The sequence below is a fragment of the Dyella thiooxydans genome, from assembly GCF_001641285.1.
GTDB lineage: Bacteria > Pseudomonadota > Gammaproteobacteria > Xanthomonadales > Rhodanobacteraceae > Dyella_A > Dyella_A thiooxydans.
The window spans coordinates 670,835-687,071 of sequence record NZ_CP014841.1 but is presented as its reverse complement, the minus strand read 5'-3'; the positions used below and the strand labels follow the sequence as shown (position 1 = coordinate 687,071).

Below are 16,237 nucleotides of genomic sequence, written 5' to 3'. Positions count from 1 at the left end.
CATAACGACAAAGCCCGGCACGGGGCCGGGCTTTGTCGTGTTCATCGCTGCACGGTTCAGGCGCTGACGGTATCGGCGACTTCCTTGAAGTCCTCGATCTGGTCGAAGTTCATGTACTTGTAGATCGCCTTGCCGCTGGCGTTGATCACGCCCATGGCTTCCATGTACTCGTCCTTGCCCGGGATGCGCCCCAGCCGCGAGCACACCGCCGCCAGCTCGGCCGAGCCGAGGTAGACGTTGGAGTTCTTGCCGAGGCGGTTGGGGAAGTTGCGGGTGGAGGTGGAGAACACCGTCGCGCCCTCCTTCACCTGCGCCTGGTTGCCCATGCACAGCGAGCAGCCCGGCATCTCCATACGCGCGCCGGCGGTGCCGAAGGTGCCGTAGTGGCCTTCCTTGGTCAGCTCCTGCGCGTCCATCTTGGTCGGCGGGGCCACCCACAGCTTGGTCGGGATGTCGCGCTTGCCTTCCAGCAGCTTCGACGCGGCGCGGAAATGACCAATATTCGTCATGCACGAACCGATGAACACCTCGTCGATGACTGCGCCGGCCACCTCGGACAGGGTCTTCACGTCGTCCGGATCGTTCGGGCAGGCCACGATCGGCTCGTGCACGTCGGCCAGGTCGATCTCGATGACCGCAGCGTACTCGGCGTCGGCGTCCGGCTCGAGCAGCTGCGGGTTGGCCAGCCACTCCTCCATCCTGGCGATGCGGCGCTGCAGGCTGCGGGCGTCCTTGTAGCCCTGGGCGATCATGTACTTCAGCAGCGTGATGTTGCTGTTGAGGTACTCGATGATCGGTTCCTTGTTCAGGCGCACCGTGCAACCGGCGGCCGAACGCTCGGCCGAGGCATCGGACAGCTCGAACGCCTGCTCCACCTTCAGGTCCGGCAGGCCCTCGATCTCCAGGATGCGGCCGGAGAACACGTTCTTCTTGCCCTGCTTGGCAACGGTGAGCAGACCCTGCTTGATCGCGTAGTACGGGATCGCGTTGACCAGGTCACGCAGGGTGACGCCCGGCTGCAGCTCGCCCTTGAAGCGCACCAGCACGGATTCCGGCATGTCCAGCGGCATCACGCCGGTTGCCGCGGCGAACGCGACCAGGCCGGAGCCGGCCGGGAACGAGATGCCGATCGGGAAGCGGGTGTGGCTGTCGCCGCCGGTGCCGACGGTGTCGGGCAGCAGCATGCGGTTGAGCCAGCTGTGGATCACGCCGTCGCCCGGGCGCAGCGAGATGCCGCCGCGGGTGGAGATGAATTCCGGCAGGGTGTGGTGGGTCTTCACGTCCACCGGCTTCGGGTAGGCGGCGGTGTGGCAGAACGACTGCATCACCAGGTCGGCCGAGAAGCCCAGGCAGGCCAGGTCCTTCAGCTCGTCGCGGGTCATCGGGCCGGTGGTGTCCTGCGAACCGACCGAGGTCATCTTCGGCTCGCAGTAGGTACCCGGGCGCACGCCCTGGCCTTCCGGCAGCCCGCAGGCGCGGCCGACCATCTTCTGCGCCAGCGAGTAGCCCTTGCCGGTATCGGCCGGCTGCTGCGGCTGGCGGAACAGGGTCGAGGCCGGCAGACCCAGCGCCTCGCGCGCCTTGGCGGTGAGGCCGCGGCCGATGATCAGCGGGATGCGGCCACCGGCGCGCACCTCGTCGAACAGCACGTCGGACTTCACCTGGAACTCGGCGATCACCTCGCCGTTCTTCAGCGCCTTGCCCTCGTACGGGCGCAGCTCGACGACGTCGCCCATCTCCATCTTCGAGACGTCCAGCTCGATCGGCAGCGCGCCGGCGTCTTCCATCGTGTTGTAGAAGATCGGGGCAATCTTGCCGCCCAGGCAGACGCCGCCGAAGCGCTTGTTCGGGATGAACGGGATGTCCTCGCCGGTCCACCACAGCACCGAGTTGGTGGCGCTCTTGCGGCTGGAGCCGGTGCCGACCACGTCGCCGACGTAGGCAACCATGTGGCCCTTGTTCTTCAGGTCGGCGATCAGCTGGATCGGACCGCGCTTGCCGTCTTCCTCCGGCTGGAACGGCGCACCGTCGCGCTTGTTCTTCAGCATCGCCAGCGCGTGCAGCGGGATGTCCGGGCGCGTGGTGGCGTCGGGCGCCGGCGACAGGTCGTCGGTGTTGGTCTCGCCCGGCACCTTGAACACGGTGACGGTCAGCGACTCCGGCACCTCGGGACGCGAGGTGAACCACTCGGCCTCGGCCCAGCTCTTCAGCACGGCCTGGGCATGGGCGTTGCCGGCGTCGGCCTTTTCCTTCACGTCGTGGAAGGAGTCGAACATCAGCAGGGTCTTCTTCAGCGCCTCGGCGGCGATGCCGCCCAGCTGCGCGTCGTCGAGCAGCTGGATCAGCGGATGGATGTTGTAGCCACCCAGCATGGTGCCGAGCAGCTCGGTCGCCTTCTCGCGACTGATCAGCGGGCAGACCTCGGTGCCGAACGCGACGGCCGCGAGATACGAGGCCTTCACCTTCGCCGCGTCGTCCACGCCGGCCGGCACGCGCTCGCTCAGCAGCTGGACCAGGAAGGCTTCCTCGCCAGCCGGGGGATTCTTCAGCAGTTCGATCAGTTCGGCCGTCTGCTGTGCGGTGAGCGGCAGCGGCGGAACGCCGAGGGCCTGGCGTTCGGCGGCGTGTTGGCGATAGGCGGTAAGCATGATCTCAAGTCCCTTGGGGTGGGTGCGCGCGGGTACCGGGTGGCCCTGCCTGTCGCCCTTCAACGGTGGATGCCACTCCGGGAAAACCTCTCCGGAAAGCGACCATCGATCGGCGCGAAAGCAAGGCCCGAAGCCGCCTCACGGCGGCACTTAGCCTCCGTATTTTGCCAGCCGCGCCAATCCAGCCGCAACGCAAGACACCGTTTCCGGGAGCGTTCGAAATCGTGCAAGAGGTGGCCTCACCACCGCGCTTGTCGTCACCGGCCGGCGACCCGACATCACGGTGCGCACGATTCGACACGATCGCATCCCGACGGGCCGGGAAGATCCGCCATGGCACGCCACCATCGCATCGCCACGTCGCCTTGACCACGACGCGCGTACCATGTCGCTGTTACGCCCTGCGTCCGCCAGCCTCAAGCAATAAAGGAGTTAGCCATGCTGGACACCTACGCCACCCGCGACACCCTAACGGCCAACGGCACCACCTACCGATTCGCCAGCCTGGCCAAACTGGGCCAGCAGTTCGACCTCAAGCGCCTGCCCTACTCGCTGAAGATCCTGCTGGAGAACCTGCTGCGCCACGAGGACGGCGTGACCGTGACCGCCAAGGAGATCGAGGCGGTGGCCAGGTGGAAGGCCAAGGCCGAGCCGGACACCGAGATCGCCTTCATGCCCGCGCGCGTAGTGCTGCAGGACTTCACCGGCGTGCCGTGCGTGGTCGACCTCGCCGCGATGCGCGATGCCGTGGTCAGGCTCGGCGGCGACGCCACCCAGATCAACCCGCTGGCGCCGGCCGAGCTGGTGATCGACCACTCGGTGCAGGTGGATGCCTATGGCTCCGAGTCGGCGCTGGAGAAGAACGTCGAGATCGAATTCGAGCGCAACCAGGAGCGCTACTCGTTCCTGCGCTGGGGCCAGAAGGCCTTCAACAATTTCAAGGTGGTGCCGCCGCGCACCGGCATCGTGCACCAGGTGAACCTGGAACACCTGGCCCGCGTGGTGTTTGCCGGTGAGGTCGACGGCGAGCGCTGGGCCTACCCGGACACCGTGTTCGGCACCGATTCCCACACCACCATGATCAACGGCCTCGGCGTGCTGGGCTGGGGCGTCGGCGGCATCGAGGCCGAGGCGGCCATGCTGGGCCAGCCTTCGTCGATGCTGATCCCGCAGGTGGTGGGCTTCAAGCTGACCGGCAAACTGGCCGAAGGTGTGACCGCCACCGACCTGGTGCTGACCGTCACCCAGATGCTGCGCAAGCTCGGCGTGGTGGGCAAGTTCGTCGAGTTCTTCGGCCCGGGCCTGAAGCACCTCGCACTGGCCGACCGCGCCACCATCGCCAACATGGCCCCGGAGTACGGCGCCACCTGCGGCATTTTCCCGGTCGACCAGGAGGCGCTGAACTACCTGCGCCTGTCCGGCCGGAGCGAAGAGCAGATCGCCCTGGTCGAGGCCTATGCCAAGGCGCAGGGCATGTGGCACGACGAGCATGCGGTGGAGCCGGAGTTCACCACCACGCTGGAACTGGACCTGGCTGACGTGAAGCCCTCGCTGGCCGGCCCCAAGCGTCCGCAGGACCGCGTGCTGCTGGAAGGCGTGCAGAAAAGCTTCCACGACGCGGTGGGCGGGCTCACTGCCAGTCGCCGGAAGAAGAACGGCGACGCCGCCGGCTTCCAGAACGAGGGTGGCTCGGCGGCCATCGGCAACGAGGCCAATAGCCTGGGCGAAGGCAGCGTGCGCGTAAGCAAGGGCGGCGACACCTTCGACCTGAAGGACGGCTCGGTGGTGATCGCCGCGATCACCTCGTGCACCAACACCTCCAACCCGGCCGTGATGCTCGGCGCCGGCTTGGTCGCGAAGAAGGCCGCCGCCAGGGGCTTGACCGCCAAGCCGTGGGTGAAGACGTCGATCGGCCCGGGATCCAAGGTGGTCACCGACTACCTCGAGAAGACCGGCTTGCTGAAAGAGCTGGAGAAGGTCGGCTTCTACATCGTCGGCTATGGCTGCACCACCTGCATCGGCAACTCCGGCCCACTGCCGGCCGAGATCAGCAAGGGCGTGGGCGAAGGCGACCTGGCCGTCGCTTCGGTGCTGTCGGGCAACCGCAACTTCGAAGGCCGCGTGCATCCGGAAGTGAAGATGAACTACCTGGCGTCGCCGCCGCTGGTGGTTGCCTACGCGCTGGCCGGCACGCTCGACATCGACCTGACGCGCCAGCCGATCGGCCAGGATCGGGACGGCAAGGATGTGTTCCTCAAGGACATCTGGCCGAGCAACCAGGAGATCTCCGACACCATCGCGGGCGCGATCAACCCGGCCATGTTCGAGAAGAACTACGCCGACGTGTTCAAGGGCGACAGCCGCTGGAACCAGATCGCCTCGCCCGACGGCGCGGTCTACCAGTGGAACGATTCCACCTACATCAAGAATCCGCCGTACTTCGACGGCATGACGATGGAACTCGATGCAGTCGAGGACATCAACGGCGCACGCGCGCTGGGCCTGTTCGGGGATTCGATCACCACCGACCACATCTCGCCGGCCGGTTCGATCAAGAAGGACAGCCCGGCGGGCCGCTTCCTCATCTCGAAGGGCGTCGACCCGAAGGACTTCAACTCCTACGGCTCCCGTCGCGGCAATGACGACGTGATGGTGCGCGGCACCTTCGCCAACATCCGCATCAAGAACCTGATGCTGGACGGGGTCGAGGGCGGCTACACCCTGCACGTGCCCTCGGGCGAGCAGATGGCGATCTATGACGCGGCGATGAAGTACAAGGAAGAGAAGACGCCGCTGATCGTGCTGGCCGGCAAGGAGTACGGCACAGGCTCCTCGCGCGACTGGGCGGCCAAGGGCACCCTGCTGCTGGGCGTGAAGGCGGTGATCGCCGAGAGTTTCGAGCGCATCCATCGCTCCAACCTGGTCGGCATGGGCGTGCTGCCGTGCACCTTCAAGGCGGGTGAGAACGCGCAGTCACTGGGCCTCAGCGGCAAGGAGCGCTTCGACATCACCGGCCTGGACGGTGGCGATGCAAAGGAAGCCACCGTGGTTGCAACGGCCGACGACGGCAGCAAGAAGACGTTCAAGGTCAACGTGATGTTGCTGACGCCGAAGGAGCGCGAGTTCTTCCGCCACGGCGGCATCCTGCAGTATGTGCTGCGCCAGCTCGCCGGCAGAAAGGCGGCCTGAACACCCGCCCATGATGGAAGAGCGCCGCCTCCGGGCGGCGCTCTCTTTTTCAGCGTGGCGCTACGGCGAAGGCTGCGACCAGGTGGCCGAATAGCAGACCCAGTCGCCGCCCTCCTGACGCCAGGCGCTCTCGACCCGGTAGACCCCCATGTCGGAGGGCAACAGGCGCCCCCCGCTGGTGAGTGTCACGGTGAACGTCGCCACGAAACGATCGCCATGCGGCTCGACCGACACCGGCCCCATCAGCACATGGATGGTCTCGCCCCGCAGCCGTGCCAGGCGCAGCAGATCGACCAGTTGCCGGCGATCGAACTGCCCCCGGTTGCCGGTGAAATCCTCACTCAGCCGATCCCGGAAAGCCCCCGCGTCGACCGCCTCGGCGGCATGCTCCGCCGCCGTCACCGCGTGCCGCACCGCTTCCTCGGCGGGGACTCGATGACACCCGCCGAGCACTCCGGAAACGACCGCGGCAAACATCAGTAAAAGGCATCGGTGCAGGCGCATGCGGAGGGCTTCCGGGTCGTTGCGGCGCGGCTTGCCGCTATACGCGAGCGTATGCTCCAATGCCGCGTCATGTCGATGACCGGCCGCGGCAGGCGGCCATCCGTTTCCAGGAGCGCAAGGATCACCATGAGCAAAGAGCGTCCGTGGCTTGACCACTATCCGGAGGGTGTCCCCGCCGAGATCGACCTGGGTGCCTACGCATCTGTCGTCGCGGTGCTCGAGGAGGCCTTCGGCAAGTTCAAGGAGCGGCCGGCTTTCGCCAGCTTCGGCAAGCAGCTCACTTACGGCGAGATCGATGCGATGAGCGCGAAGTTCGCCGGTTATCTCTCCGGCGAGCTCAAGCTGGTCAAGGGCGATCGCATCGCGATCATGATGCCCAACGTCCTGCAGTACCCGATCGCCCTGTTCGGCGCACTGCGTGCGGGATTGGTGGTGGTCAACACCAACCCGCTCTATACCGCCCGCGAGCTCAGGCATCAGCTGGAGGACTCCGGCGCCAAGGCGATCGTGGTGCTGGACAATTTCGCCTCGACGGTCCAGCAGGTGGTGGCCGACACCCATGTCGAGCACATCGTCACCACGGGCGTGGGCGACCTGCTCGGCGGCCTCAAGGGCATGCTGGTCAACACGGTGGCCAAGCACGTAAAGAAAATGGTGCCGGATTACCACCTGCCACAGGCCGTGCGCTTCAACGATGCCCTGGCGCGCGGGGCTCATCACCCGCTGCCGAAAGTCATGCTGAGCCACGATGACCTGGCTTTCCTGCAGTACACCGGTGGCACCACCGGCGTGGCCAAGGGCGCGATGCTCAGCCACGGCAACATGGTGGCCAACATGCTGCAGGCCGGCAGCTGGATCGGCCGGAATGCGAAGGAGGGCGAGGAGGTCATCATCACCGCCCTGCCGCTCTATCACATCTTCTCGCTGACGGCGAACGGCCTGGTGTTCATGCGCCTGGGCGGCCTGAACTGGCTGATCACCAATCCGCGCGACATGCCCGGGTTCGTCAAGGAGCTGCAGAAGTCGCGCTTCACCGCGCTCACCGGCGTCAATACGCTGTTCAACGGCCTGCTCAACACGCCCGGCTTCGCCGAGGTGGATTTCTCGCGCCTGCACCTGACGCTGGGTGGCGGCATGGCGGTGCAGCGTGCCGTGGCCGAACGCTGGAAGAAGGTCACCGGCTGCACCCTGGCCGAAGCCTACGGCCTCACCGAGACATCGCCTGCCGCCTGCATCAACCCGCTCGACCTGAAGGAATACAACGGCTCGATCGGCCTGCCGATCCCGTCCACCAACGTGGCGATCTGGTCGGAAGAGAACCAGCCGCTGCCGGTCGGTGAAGTGGGGGAACTGATGGTGCAGGGCCCGCAGGTGATGAAGGGCTACTGGCAGCGCCCGGAGGAGACCGCCAAGGTGCTCGGCGAGGATGGCTGGCTGCACACCGGTGACATCGCCCGGATGGATGAGAACGGTTACTTCTACATCGTCGACCGCAAGAAGGACATGATCCTGGTGTCCGGCTTCAACGTGTATCCGAACGAGGTCGAAGACACGGTGATGCAGCACCCTGGCGTGTCGGAAGTCGCGGCCGTGGGCATCCCGGACGAACACTCTGGCGAGGTGGTGAAGCTGTTCGTGGTGCGCAAGGACCCGAACCTCACCGCCGAGGCCCTGAAGGAGTTCTGCCGCGAGAACCTCACCGGCTACAAGCGGCCGAAGCTCATCGAGTTCCGCGACGACCTGCCCAAGAGCAACGTCGGCAAGATCCTCAGGCGCGAGCTGCGGGACGAGAAGAAGCCGGCCGCCACCCACTGACCGGCCAGGTGCCTGCGGATGCAAGAACGCCCGCGTAACGCGGGCGTTTTCCTGTGCGGGGCTGCGGAACGGTCGCGCTCAGTTGTTCCACTGCTCCAGGATGTCGGCGTAACCACCGAGCAGGTTCCACAGCGGCACCTGCTTGTCCTCGGGAATCCGGGAATACGCGTATCCGACGTGATGGTCGGAGATCCTTGCCACCGTCGCCTCCAGATGGATGTGCAGGTCGCTGCCGAAGATCATGTCCAGCACCCACGGCTCCCCCAGCTCGCCGGACCAGCCCAGGGGCCGACGCACCAGCAGGCCAGTGGCCGAAATATCCACCAGCTCGCTCGGATGCGACTGGTCTCCACGACTCATCAGCACCGTCGTCTCGATGCGCATCCTGGCCGGGCGCAGATGTTCCTCGCCGAAGCCCGTCGCATTCTTGTCTACTGCCATCATGCTCCCTCGCTTGCCCCGTCCCCCGGAGGCCTGATTCCCTCGCACCGAAGAGCCCGGGAGGACCTGCCGGTGAAGAATGTTCCCGACGCGTGCGGGCTCCGATCCGGCAGAACCGTATTGGGGCACGAAGTCCACGCAGGGACAAGCGGGTGAAGCAAACGATGTGCCAGAACCGAAATCAGATCCGCCATTCGCACCAAATGGCCATCGAGGCAGCACCGGCGACCATGACGAACCGGATCGCAGTGCCAAGGATGGACGATCAGCGGCACATTGCGCCCCGATGACGTGATGCCCGCCCGGCTGCTGGACTTGCGACAAACCAGCCATTACGCTGTGGGCCATTCGTGGGGTTAATACAGGGCGCCATCCTGCCGGCGAGGCAGTGGAGAGCGCCCCGAGAGCCACGTTCGATGCTCTCCGCCGACCGACTGATATGCCCGTAGCGTTTTCGACGCCCACCGGCACGCGCGCCTCGACCGTGGCTCATATCCCGGACCGGACGCCCAGCGGTTGGTCGCGACCCGCCCGATGATTCCCCAGGGGTATCGCCGGGCAATCGCGACCAAGGCACCAGCCAGGCCGGGCATCTGCAGCAAGGAGCGTTTCCACACAGCGCGGCTACGTCGGCGCGTGCAAGCCCCGTATCCCTCGGCGCGAGCCGGATGGACGGGTCCGGTTCCAATCGTGTGCAATCCCCGTCCTTCCGGGCGGTGGCCCAACGACATGCATTGATGAGCACTGAGCCAAGCGAGCCTCAGACAACCAGTCCAGCGGACGTATTCGCGTCGATGCCGCAGCAGCAGGAGATGCCGCTGGCGATCGTGCGCGGCGAACCGATGCTGCAGATGCCGCAGGACCTGTACATTCCGCCGGACGCGCTGGAAGTCATCCTGGAGGCGTTCGAGGGTCCGCTGGACCTGCTGCTTTACCTGATCCGCCGGCAGAACCTGGACATCCTGGACATCCCGGTCGCCGAGATCACCCGCCAATACATGGCCTACATCGAGCTGATGCGCGATGTGATGCGGCTGGAGCTGGCGGCCGAATACCTGCTGATGGCCGCGATCCTGGCCGAGATCAAATCGCGGCTGCTGCTGCCGCGACCGCCCGCCGAGGAAGGGGTGGAAGAGGATCCCCGCGCCGACCTGGTCCGCCGGCTGCAGGAGTACGAGCGGTTCAAGAAGGCCGCCGAGGACATCGACGCCCTGCCCCGCGTGGAACGCGACACGGTGCCGGTACAGGTCGACGCGGGCGAGCGCACGGTGATCCGCCTGCCGCCCCCGCTGGACCTGAAGGAAATGCTGCTGGCGCTCAAGGACGTGATGCATCGCGCCGAGCTGTTCGGCCACCACGCCATCAAGCGCGAGGCCCTCAGCGTACGCCAGCGTATGGGCGAGCTGCTGGGCAAGCTGGAAAGCGTCAGTTTCCAACGCTTCGAGACGCTGTTCGATCCGACCGAGGGCCGGCTCGGCGTGGTGGTGACCTTCCTGGCCATGCTCGAGCTGGCCAAGGAAATGTTGATCGAGATCGTGCAGGAGGCGCCACTGGCGCCGATCTATCTCAAGGCCAAGGCCGACGCGGGCGACTACCAAGACGCCACCGACGCCGATGAGCCCCATGACGAATCCGCCGGAGAAGCCTCCGCCTATGAGTGACAACCAGGAACTCGCCGGTCCGGTCCGCGACGAACCGCTCGGTATCGAACAGCTCAAGCCGATCGTCGAAGCCGCCCTGCTCGCCTCCAGCAACCCGCTGACGATGGCGCAGCTGGTCGAGCTGTTCGGCGAAGAACACGAAGTGACCCGCGAGCTGGTCGCGCGCACGCTCGAGTCACTGGCTGACGACTGCGAGGGGCGCGGCGTGGAGCTGAAGGAGGTCGCCTCCGGTTTCCGCTACCAGGTGAAACAGGCCGTGCACCCCTGGCTGTCGCGGATGTGGACCGAGCGGCCCAGTCGCTACTCCCGCGCCCTGCTGGAGACGCTGGCGCTGATCGCCTACCGCCAGCCGATCACCCGTCCGGAGATCGAGCAGATCCGGGGCGTGGTGGTGTCCTCCAACATCATCAAGACGCTGGAGGAGCGCGACTGGATCCGCGTGGTCGGCCACCGCGACGTGCCGGGCCGACCGGCGCTGTTCGGCACCACCCGCGCATTCCTGGACTACTTCAACCTGAAGTCGCTGGACCAGCTCCCGCCGCTGTCCGAGATCCGCGACATGGAAGACCCGCAGCTGCGCTTCGAGCCCGAGCCGCTGCCGGCACGCGTGGTGAAGGACCTGCCGATCGATCCCGAGGCGGAAGCGGAAGCCGCCGCCGAAGCCGCTGCGGAAGCCGGCGAAAGCGAGCCATCCGCCGACATGGACGAGACAGCGCAGATCTCGGTAGTTTCCGAGCCGGTCGAAACCATCGACATCATCGAAACTGTCGAAGTCATCGAAACCATCGAAGTCGTCGAGGCCGTCGAAGTTGTCGACGAACCCGCGGCGGAAACCACCGCCGAAGCAGACGACACCCACGAAACATCCCCCGCCGACGCGGCCACGCCGCACGACGACACCGAGGCGCCCGACGCGCCGACCATCGAACCCAACACTGCCGACGAGGCAGCGATCCCCGCGGACGCCGGCGACGGCGACACCGACAAGCATTCCTGAGGAGTCACGCGCATGACTGCGCCGCAGAAATCCCTACTTACCCTCAAGCGCCCCGCACGGGCCGAAAACGAACCCGCGCTGGAAGAGCGCCTGCACAAGGTGCTGGCCAACGCCGGACTCGGCTCGCGCCGGATGCTCGAACAACGCATCCATGCGGGCGAAGTCGAGCTCAACGGCCAGCCGGCCGCCATCGGCGCCAGCGTGCATGCCGGCGACCGCGTGGTCATCGACGGCAAGCAGTTCGTCGTCGCCACCGACAACCGCGACGAAACCGAGGTGCTGGTCTATCACAAGCCGGAAGGCGTGATGACCACCCGGGACGATCCGGAAGGTCGCCCCACCGTGTTCGAGGAGCTGCCCCGCCTGAAGGGCGCGCGCTGGGTCGCCGTGGGCCGGCTGGACATCAACACCACCGGCCTGCTGCTGCTCACCACCGACGGCGAGCTCGCCAACGCGCTGATGCATCCCAAGAGCGGGCTGGAGCGCGAGTACCTGTGCCGTGTCCATGGCGAAGTGCCCGACGAGATCATCGAGAAGCTCAAGTCCGGCGTCGAGCTGGAGGATGGCCCCGCCCGCTTCGACGACATCGCGGTGATCAGCCGCGGCGGCAGCCACAGCTGGTTCCGCGTGGTGATCCGCGAGGGTCGCAACCGCGAGGTGCGCCGCCTGTGGGATTCGCAGGGCTTCCTGGTCAGTCGCCTCAAGCGCATCCGCTACGGCAACGTGCAGTTGCCGCGCGCCCTGCGCCGCGGCGACTGCGAATCGCTGGGCGAGGACGCTGTAAAGGAGCTGCGCAAGCTCACCGGGCTGGGCGCGCCCCAGCCGGTCCTGACGCTCAGCCCGGTGCTGCACCAGCGCCGCGCCCCGCGCCACGTCACCGAATACCGCCCGGAGCGCGGTGCCGCCACCGCCTGGAGCAGTGCCGCCGCCGACGAAGCACGCGAACTGCGTGCGTTCGACCGCATCCGCGACGAGCCGGCCCGCGGCAAGGGGCGCCGCCCCGGTCGCGAGGTGAACGGCAACGTCGCCCGCCCGGAGCGCCCGGGCCAGCCCCGCAAGAGCCGCAACAAGCGCGGCGTGGCGCCCGGCCAGGAACTGCCCTCGGTGCGCACCTGGTTCGCCGGTGAAACCCGTGACGGCCAGCCGACCGGCGGTGGCCAGGGCAAGCCCGGTGGCGCCAAGCGCCGTCGCGGCGGCGGTGGCGCGGGTGCTGCCGGCGCGGCGGCTCCCTACAGCGGCTTCGGCGGCGAAAAGCGCGGCCCCGGCGGCAACCGTGGCAACAACGCGGGCAACCGTAGCAATGCAGGCAATCGCGGCAACGCCGGCAACCGCGGTCCCCGCCCGGGCGGAAACAGCGGCGGCGGTCGTGGCGGCAAGCGCCCCGGCGGCAACCGCGGCGGCAATCACTGACGGATCCGAGTCGTCCGCGGTTGCAGACGAAAAAGCCGCCCGAATGGGCGGCTTTTTCGTGACGGCGGCGAAACCGTGCCGCGCGAACGCTACTGCTGCAGTGCCCTAGCCGTGGCCGGATCGAGCTTGCCGGTCACGTCCAGACCCCGAATGCGCTGGAAACTGCTCAGCGCGGACGAAGTGCCCGGGCCCGGACGGCCGTCGATGCGACTCTTGTAGAGACCGAGCGACGCCAGCTTGCGCTGCGCATCCCGGAGCGAGAGGCCCGCCACATCGCCTGCGCCCGACGGGGACTCGCCATCCACGGAGAGGGCACCGCCAGTGCCCAGGCCACCGGATACGTGCTGCGGCGCGTATTCGCGCACCGCCTTGACCATCTGGTTGTACGAGTCGAGGAAAGCCGCCGCGATCACCTTGCCCTGCGGCGTCTTGGCATACGCGCCGGCAGCACCGACGGCACCCGCACCACCGAACAGCCCCCCGAACCCGAAATCCATGTTCTTCGCGCTGCCCTGCGCGATCGCCACCTGCACGCCCGACCGGGTGTCGGTGAGCATCAGCGTGGTGGACGCCTCGCTGGTCTTCATCGAGCCGACCACCGCCCCGACCAGCGCACCGTAGGGCACCAGCCCGGCCAGACCCGCCGCCCCGCCGCCCGTGTCCTGCGAGAACTGGATGTTCGGCGTCACCACGTAGTCGGCGGCCACCATCTGGTGCGGTCGCAGATTGCTGCTCGAGCGCAATTCACCGGAAGCGGCCAGGTCGCGCTCGCGCATCATGGAGGTCATGCCGCGACCGCGATCGACCACCACGAAGCAGTTGCTCTGCTGGATCATCATGCGGATCAGCGGCGTGGTCGACGGCAGGTGGTATTGCTGGGTCAGCATGGCGTACCATGGCTCGCCCTCGTCTTCCTCCACGGCCAGCGTCCCCAGCGGCTTCGGGCAATGCTCGAGGGTCGGATTGGCGTTCTTGCTGTTGGCGCCGCCGGCCGACCCGGCGACCGGATTCTTGCCGCCGCCGGTCTGCAGGGTCGAGCAGCCGGCCAGGCTCGTGAAGGCAACGATCGCGAAGGCAAGAGCGCCCTGCTTGAGAGAGTCAATTCTCATGATTACTCCATGATGGAAACGAATAGAGGAACGGAGGGAGCGTCGAACCACCGAACTCCGCCGCGCGGGCCAAGACCATCCGTCCCCGTCGCGCGGGGAGCCATGTGCGGAAGGTTCTGGATAGCCGCAACGCGGACCGGTCCGGCCCTGGCGGCGGCGACCTAGCGTGCCGGTCCGCTGTCGGGCGGCATCGGCGGAACGTCGACGACGTGGTACGTGATGGGCGCGCGCGACGGCGCCCGCATGAACTCGTCCTTGAGCATTGGTGTGCATCCCCTGGCTTTGCGCCGGCGGCCAAGGCGCACTTCCCGTGCCCCGGTTTCGCCAGACGCCGCGCAAGGCTACGGGCCGGAGATGCGACGGATCAAGCGCAAAAGATGGAGGAAATCACCTTTTTCCGCGCCTCGCGCATCGTCGCGCGATGACCCGACAGGCGTGCCGAGAAATCCCCTACACGCCCGTCATCCTTCACGACAGCAGTTGGAACGCGTCGGCATCCATCCAGGCGGGAAAGCGCTCGCGATGGGCGAGCAGTGGCGCCGGATCGATGCGCACGGTCGCCACCTGCTCCTGCGCACCCAGCTCGATCAGCGGCTCGCCCACCGGATCCAGCACGGCGCTGTCGCCCGCATACGGAAGATCGTTGCCGTCCACGCCCACGCGGTTCACGCCGATGACGTAGCTGAGGTTCTCGATCGCGCGGGCGCGCAGCAGCGTGCGCCATGGCTGCCGGCGCGGCGCCGGCCAGTTGGCCACGAACAGCGCCAGGTCGTAGTCCATGCCGCCGGACGCTTCCTCGTTGCGGCCATTGCGCAGCCACACCGGGAAGCGCAGGTCGTAGCAGACCTGCGGCAGGATCCTCCAGCCCTTCAGCTCGACGATCAGCCGCTCGCTGCCACCGCCGTAACGGGTGTGCTCGCCGGCCATGCGGAACAGGTGGCGCTTGTCGTACTGCTGAAGGTCCCCGTCCGGTGTTACCCACAGCAGTCGGTTGTAGACCGTGTCGCCTTCGCGGATCGCCAGGCTGCCGGTGATCGTCGCACCGACCTCGGTGGCCAGCGCGCGCAGCCACGCCACACCGGGACCGTCCATCGTCTCGGCGCTGACGCGGGTGTCGTTGCTGAAGCCGGACAGGAAGGTCTCCGGCAACACGAACAGGTCCGTCGTGCCGGCATGTGCACGCACGAGGCCACCGTAGTATTCGCGGTTCGCCTCGGCGTCGTGCCAGCGCGTGGCGCCCTGCACGAGGGTGACGACCAGCGGCTGCAGCGCGCTCACAGACGCACCAGGCGTTCGACCGCCTGCTCCATGGTGGCATCGCTCTTGGCGAAGCACAGCCGTGCCAGCCGGGTGCCCGGCGGCGTGGCGCAGAACGGCGTCAGCGGAATCGCCGCCACACCGCCCTCGCGTACCAGCCATTGGCAGAACGCGAGATCATCCTCGTCGCGGATCGCCGAGTAGTCGACCAGTTGGAAGTAGCCGCCCGGCACGTCGAGCAGCTTGAAGCGCGAGGGGGCCAGCAGCGCGCGGAACCGGTCGCGCTTGGCCTGGTAGAACGCCGGCAGCTCCAGGTAGTGCTCCGGATGGCTATCCAGGAACTCGGCGAAGGCCACCTGCGCCGGATGGAAAGTGCAAAAGGTGACGTACTGGTGCACCTTGCGGAACTCGTGGCTCAGCGCGGCCGGCGCCACCGCGTAGCCGACCTTCCAGCCGGTGCAGTGATAGGTCTTGCCGAAGCTGGACACCACCACGCTGCGCGCGGCCAGTTCGGGATGGCGCAGCACGCTCTGGTGCGCGGCGCCGTCGAACACGATGTGTTCGTAGACCTCGTCGGACAGCACGATGATGCCGGTGTCGCGCAGCAGGTCGGCCAGCGTGTCCAGGTCGTCGGCCGACAGCACGGCACCGGACGGATTGTGCGGCGAGTTCACCAGGATCATCCGCGTGCGCGGCGTGATCGCATCGCGCACGCGCTGCCAGTCGATCGAGAAGCTGGGCGGGGTCAGCGGGATGTGCACCGCCCGCGCGCCCTGCAGGTCGATCGCCGGCTCGTAGCAGTCGTAGGCCGGATCGAACACGATCACCTCGTCGCCCTGACGCACCAGCGCGGCGATCGCCGAGAAGATCGCCTCGGTGGCGCCGGAGGTCACCGTGACCTCGGTGTCCGGGTTCACCGCATGGCCGTACAGGCGCTGGGTCTTGCGGGCGATCGCCTCGCGCAGCGGCGCCAGGCCGATGCCCGGCGCATACTGGTTGCGGCCCTCGGCCATCGCCCGGGTCACCGCCTCACGCAGCGCCTGCGGCGGTTCGTAGTCGGGAAAGCCCTGCCCCAGGTTCACTGCCTTGTGCTCCGCCGCGAGCTGGCTCATCACGCTGAAGATGGTGGTGCCGACCGCGGGAAGCTTGCTGGTTATCTGCATGTGTCTGGTGTCTGTGCGTTTGGATGGCTAAACGCCGATGCTA

General features: G+C 67.1%; 11 protein-coding genes. 5 read left to right on the top strand and 6 right to left on the bottom strand.

Features of this window, described 5'->3' with window-relative positions; genetic code table 11:
• Positions 1 to 56: 56 nt before the first annotated feature.
• Positions 57 to 2,648 (bottom strand): bifunctional aconitate hydratase 2/2-methylisocitrate dehydratase, encoded by a 2,592-nt coding sequence (acnB, locus tag ATSB10_RS03115; protein WP_063670390.1) that lies wholly within the window; start codon positions 2,646 to 2,648, stop codon positions 57 to 59.
• 438 nt (positions 2,649 to 3,086) lie between these two features.
• Here acnB and acnA point away from each other — a divergent pair, with 438 nt between their 5' ends.
• The gene (acnA, locus tag ATSB10_RS03110) at positions 3,087 to 5,837 is read left to right on the top strand and encodes an aconitate hydratase AcnA (RefSeq protein WP_063670389.1); all 2,751 of its coding nucleotides are present in this window, start codon (positions 3,087 to 3,089) and stop codon (positions 5,835 to 5,837) included.
• A 60-nt stretch (positions 5,838 to 5,897) separates the two neighbouring features.
• On the opposite strand, the gene ATSB10_RS03105 is transcribed toward acnA, so the two are convergent.
• Complete coding sequence (locus tag ATSB10_RS03105; RefSeq protein WP_236886481.1) at positions 5,898 to 6,401, bottom strand: hypothetical protein; 504 nt, start codon at positions 6,399 to 6,401, stop codon at positions 5,898 to 5,900.
• A 66-nt stretch (positions 6,402 to 6,467) separates the two neighbouring features.
• Here ATSB10_RS03105 and ATSB10_RS03100 point away from each other — a divergent pair, with 66 nt between their 5' ends.
• Positions 6,468 to 8,156: an AMP-binding protein gene (locus ATSB10_RS03100; protein ID WP_063670386.1), complete on the top strand. Its 1,689-nt coding sequence runs from the start codon at positions 6,468 to 6,470 to the stop codon at positions 8,154 to 8,156.
• A 78-nt stretch (positions 8,157 to 8,234) separates the two neighbouring features.
• Here the strand turns inward: ATSB10_RS03100 and ATSB10_RS03095 are convergent, their stop codons facing one another.
• A complete protein-coding gene (locus tag ATSB10_RS03095; protein WP_017463169.1) occupies positions 8,235 to 8,600 on the bottom strand; it encodes a PilZ domain-containing protein in 366 nt (121 codons plus the stop codon).
• 734 nt (positions 8,601 to 9,334) lie between these two features.
• On the opposite strand from ATSB10_RS03095, the gene ATSB10_RS03090 reads away from it, so the two are divergent.
• From ATSB10_RS03090 to ATSB10_RS03080, 3 genes are read left to right on the top strand one after another with little or no spacing between them, the layout of a single operon-like run.
• The gene (locus ATSB10_RS03090; protein ID WP_063670384.1) at positions 9,335 to 10,258 is read left to right on the top strand and encodes a segregation and condensation protein A; all 924 of its coding nucleotides are present in this window, start codon (positions 9,335 to 9,337) and stop codon (positions 10,256 to 10,258) included.
• The gene (gene scpB / locus ATSB10_RS03085; RefSeq protein ID WP_236886480.1) at positions 10,251 to 11,255 is read left to right on the top strand and encodes an SMC-Scp complex subunit ScpB; all 1,005 of its coding nucleotides are present in this window, start codon (positions 10,251 to 10,253) and stop codon (positions 11,253 to 11,255) included. The genes ATSB10_RS03090 and scpB overlap by 8 nt, the downstream gene beginning before the upstream one ends.
• Positions 11,256 to 11,267: 12 nt before the next feature.
• Positions 11,268 to 12,665 carry a pseudouridine synthase gene (locus ATSB10_RS03080; RefSeq protein WP_063670382.1) on the top strand — a complete coding sequence of 466 codons (1,398 nt, stop codon included), beginning with the start codon at positions 11,268 to 11,270 and terminating at the stop codon, positions 12,663 to 12,665.
• A gap of 89 nt (positions 12,666 to 12,754) precedes the next feature.
• On the opposite strand, the gene ATSB10_RS03075 is transcribed toward ATSB10_RS03080, so the two are convergent.
• From ATSB10_RS03075 to ATSB10_RS03065, 3 genes are all read right to left on the bottom strand, one after another.
• Positions 12,755 to 13,774, bottom strand: a complete 1,020-nt coding sequence (locus tag ATSB10_RS03075) for a peptidoglycan-binding domain-containing protein (RefSeq protein ID WP_063670381.1) — start codon at positions 13,772 to 13,774, stop codon at positions 12,755 to 12,757.
• A 468-nt stretch (positions 13,775 to 14,242) separates the two neighbouring features.
• Positions 14,243 to 15,052, bottom strand: a complete 810-nt coding sequence (locus ATSB10_RS03070; RefSeq protein WP_063670380.1) for an amidohydrolase — start codon at positions 15,050 to 15,052, stop codon at positions 14,243 to 14,245.
• Positions 15,049 to 16,194 (bottom strand): pyridoxal phosphate-dependent aminotransferase, encoded by a 1,146-nt coding sequence (locus ATSB10_RS03065; RefSeq protein WP_063670379.1) that lies wholly within the window; start codon positions 16,192 to 16,194, stop codon positions 15,049 to 15,051. The genes ATSB10_RS03070 and ATSB10_RS03065 overlap by 4 nt, the downstream gene beginning before the upstream one ends.
• Positions 16,195 to 16,237: the final 43 nt, after the last annotated feature.

Excerpts from the sequence above, each read along its gene's own strand:
- ATSB10_RS03100 (WP_063670386.1), top strand. The coding sequence starts at position 6,468 with ATGAGCAAAGAGCGTCCGTGGCTTGACCACTATCCGGAGGGTGTCCCC.
- scpB (WP_236886480.1), top strand. The coding sequence starts at position 10,251 with ATGAGTGACAACCAGGAACTCGCCGGTCCGGTCCGCGACGAACCGCTC.
- ATSB10_RS03065 (WP_063670379.1), bottom strand. The coding sequence starts at position 16,194 with ATGCAGATAACCAGCAAGCTTCCCGCGGTCGGCACCACCATCTTCAGC.
- ATSB10_RS03095 (WP_017463169.1), bottom strand. The coding sequence starts at position 8,600 with ATGATGGCAGTAGACAAGAATGCGACGGGCTTCGGCGAGGAACATCTG.
- ATSB10_RS03090 (WP_063670384.1), top strand. The coding sequence starts at position 9,335 with ATGAGCACTGAGCCAAGCGAGCCTCAGACAACCAGTCCAGCGGACGTA.
- ATSB10_RS03075 (WP_063670381.1), bottom strand. The coding sequence starts at position 13,774 with ATGAGAATTGACTCTCTCAAGCAGGGCGCTCTTGCCTTCGCGATCGTT.
- acnA (WP_063670389.1), top strand. The coding sequence starts at position 3,087 with ATGCTGGACACCTACGCCACCCGCGACACCCTAACGGCCAACGGCACC.
- acnB (WP_063670390.1), bottom strand. The coding sequence starts at position 2,648 with ATGCTTACCGCCTATCGCCAACACGCCGCCGAACGCCAGGCCCTCGGC.
- ATSB10_RS03080 (WP_063670382.1), top strand. The coding sequence starts at position 11,268 with ATGACTGCGCCGCAGAAATCCCTACTTACCCTCAAGCGCCCCGCACGG.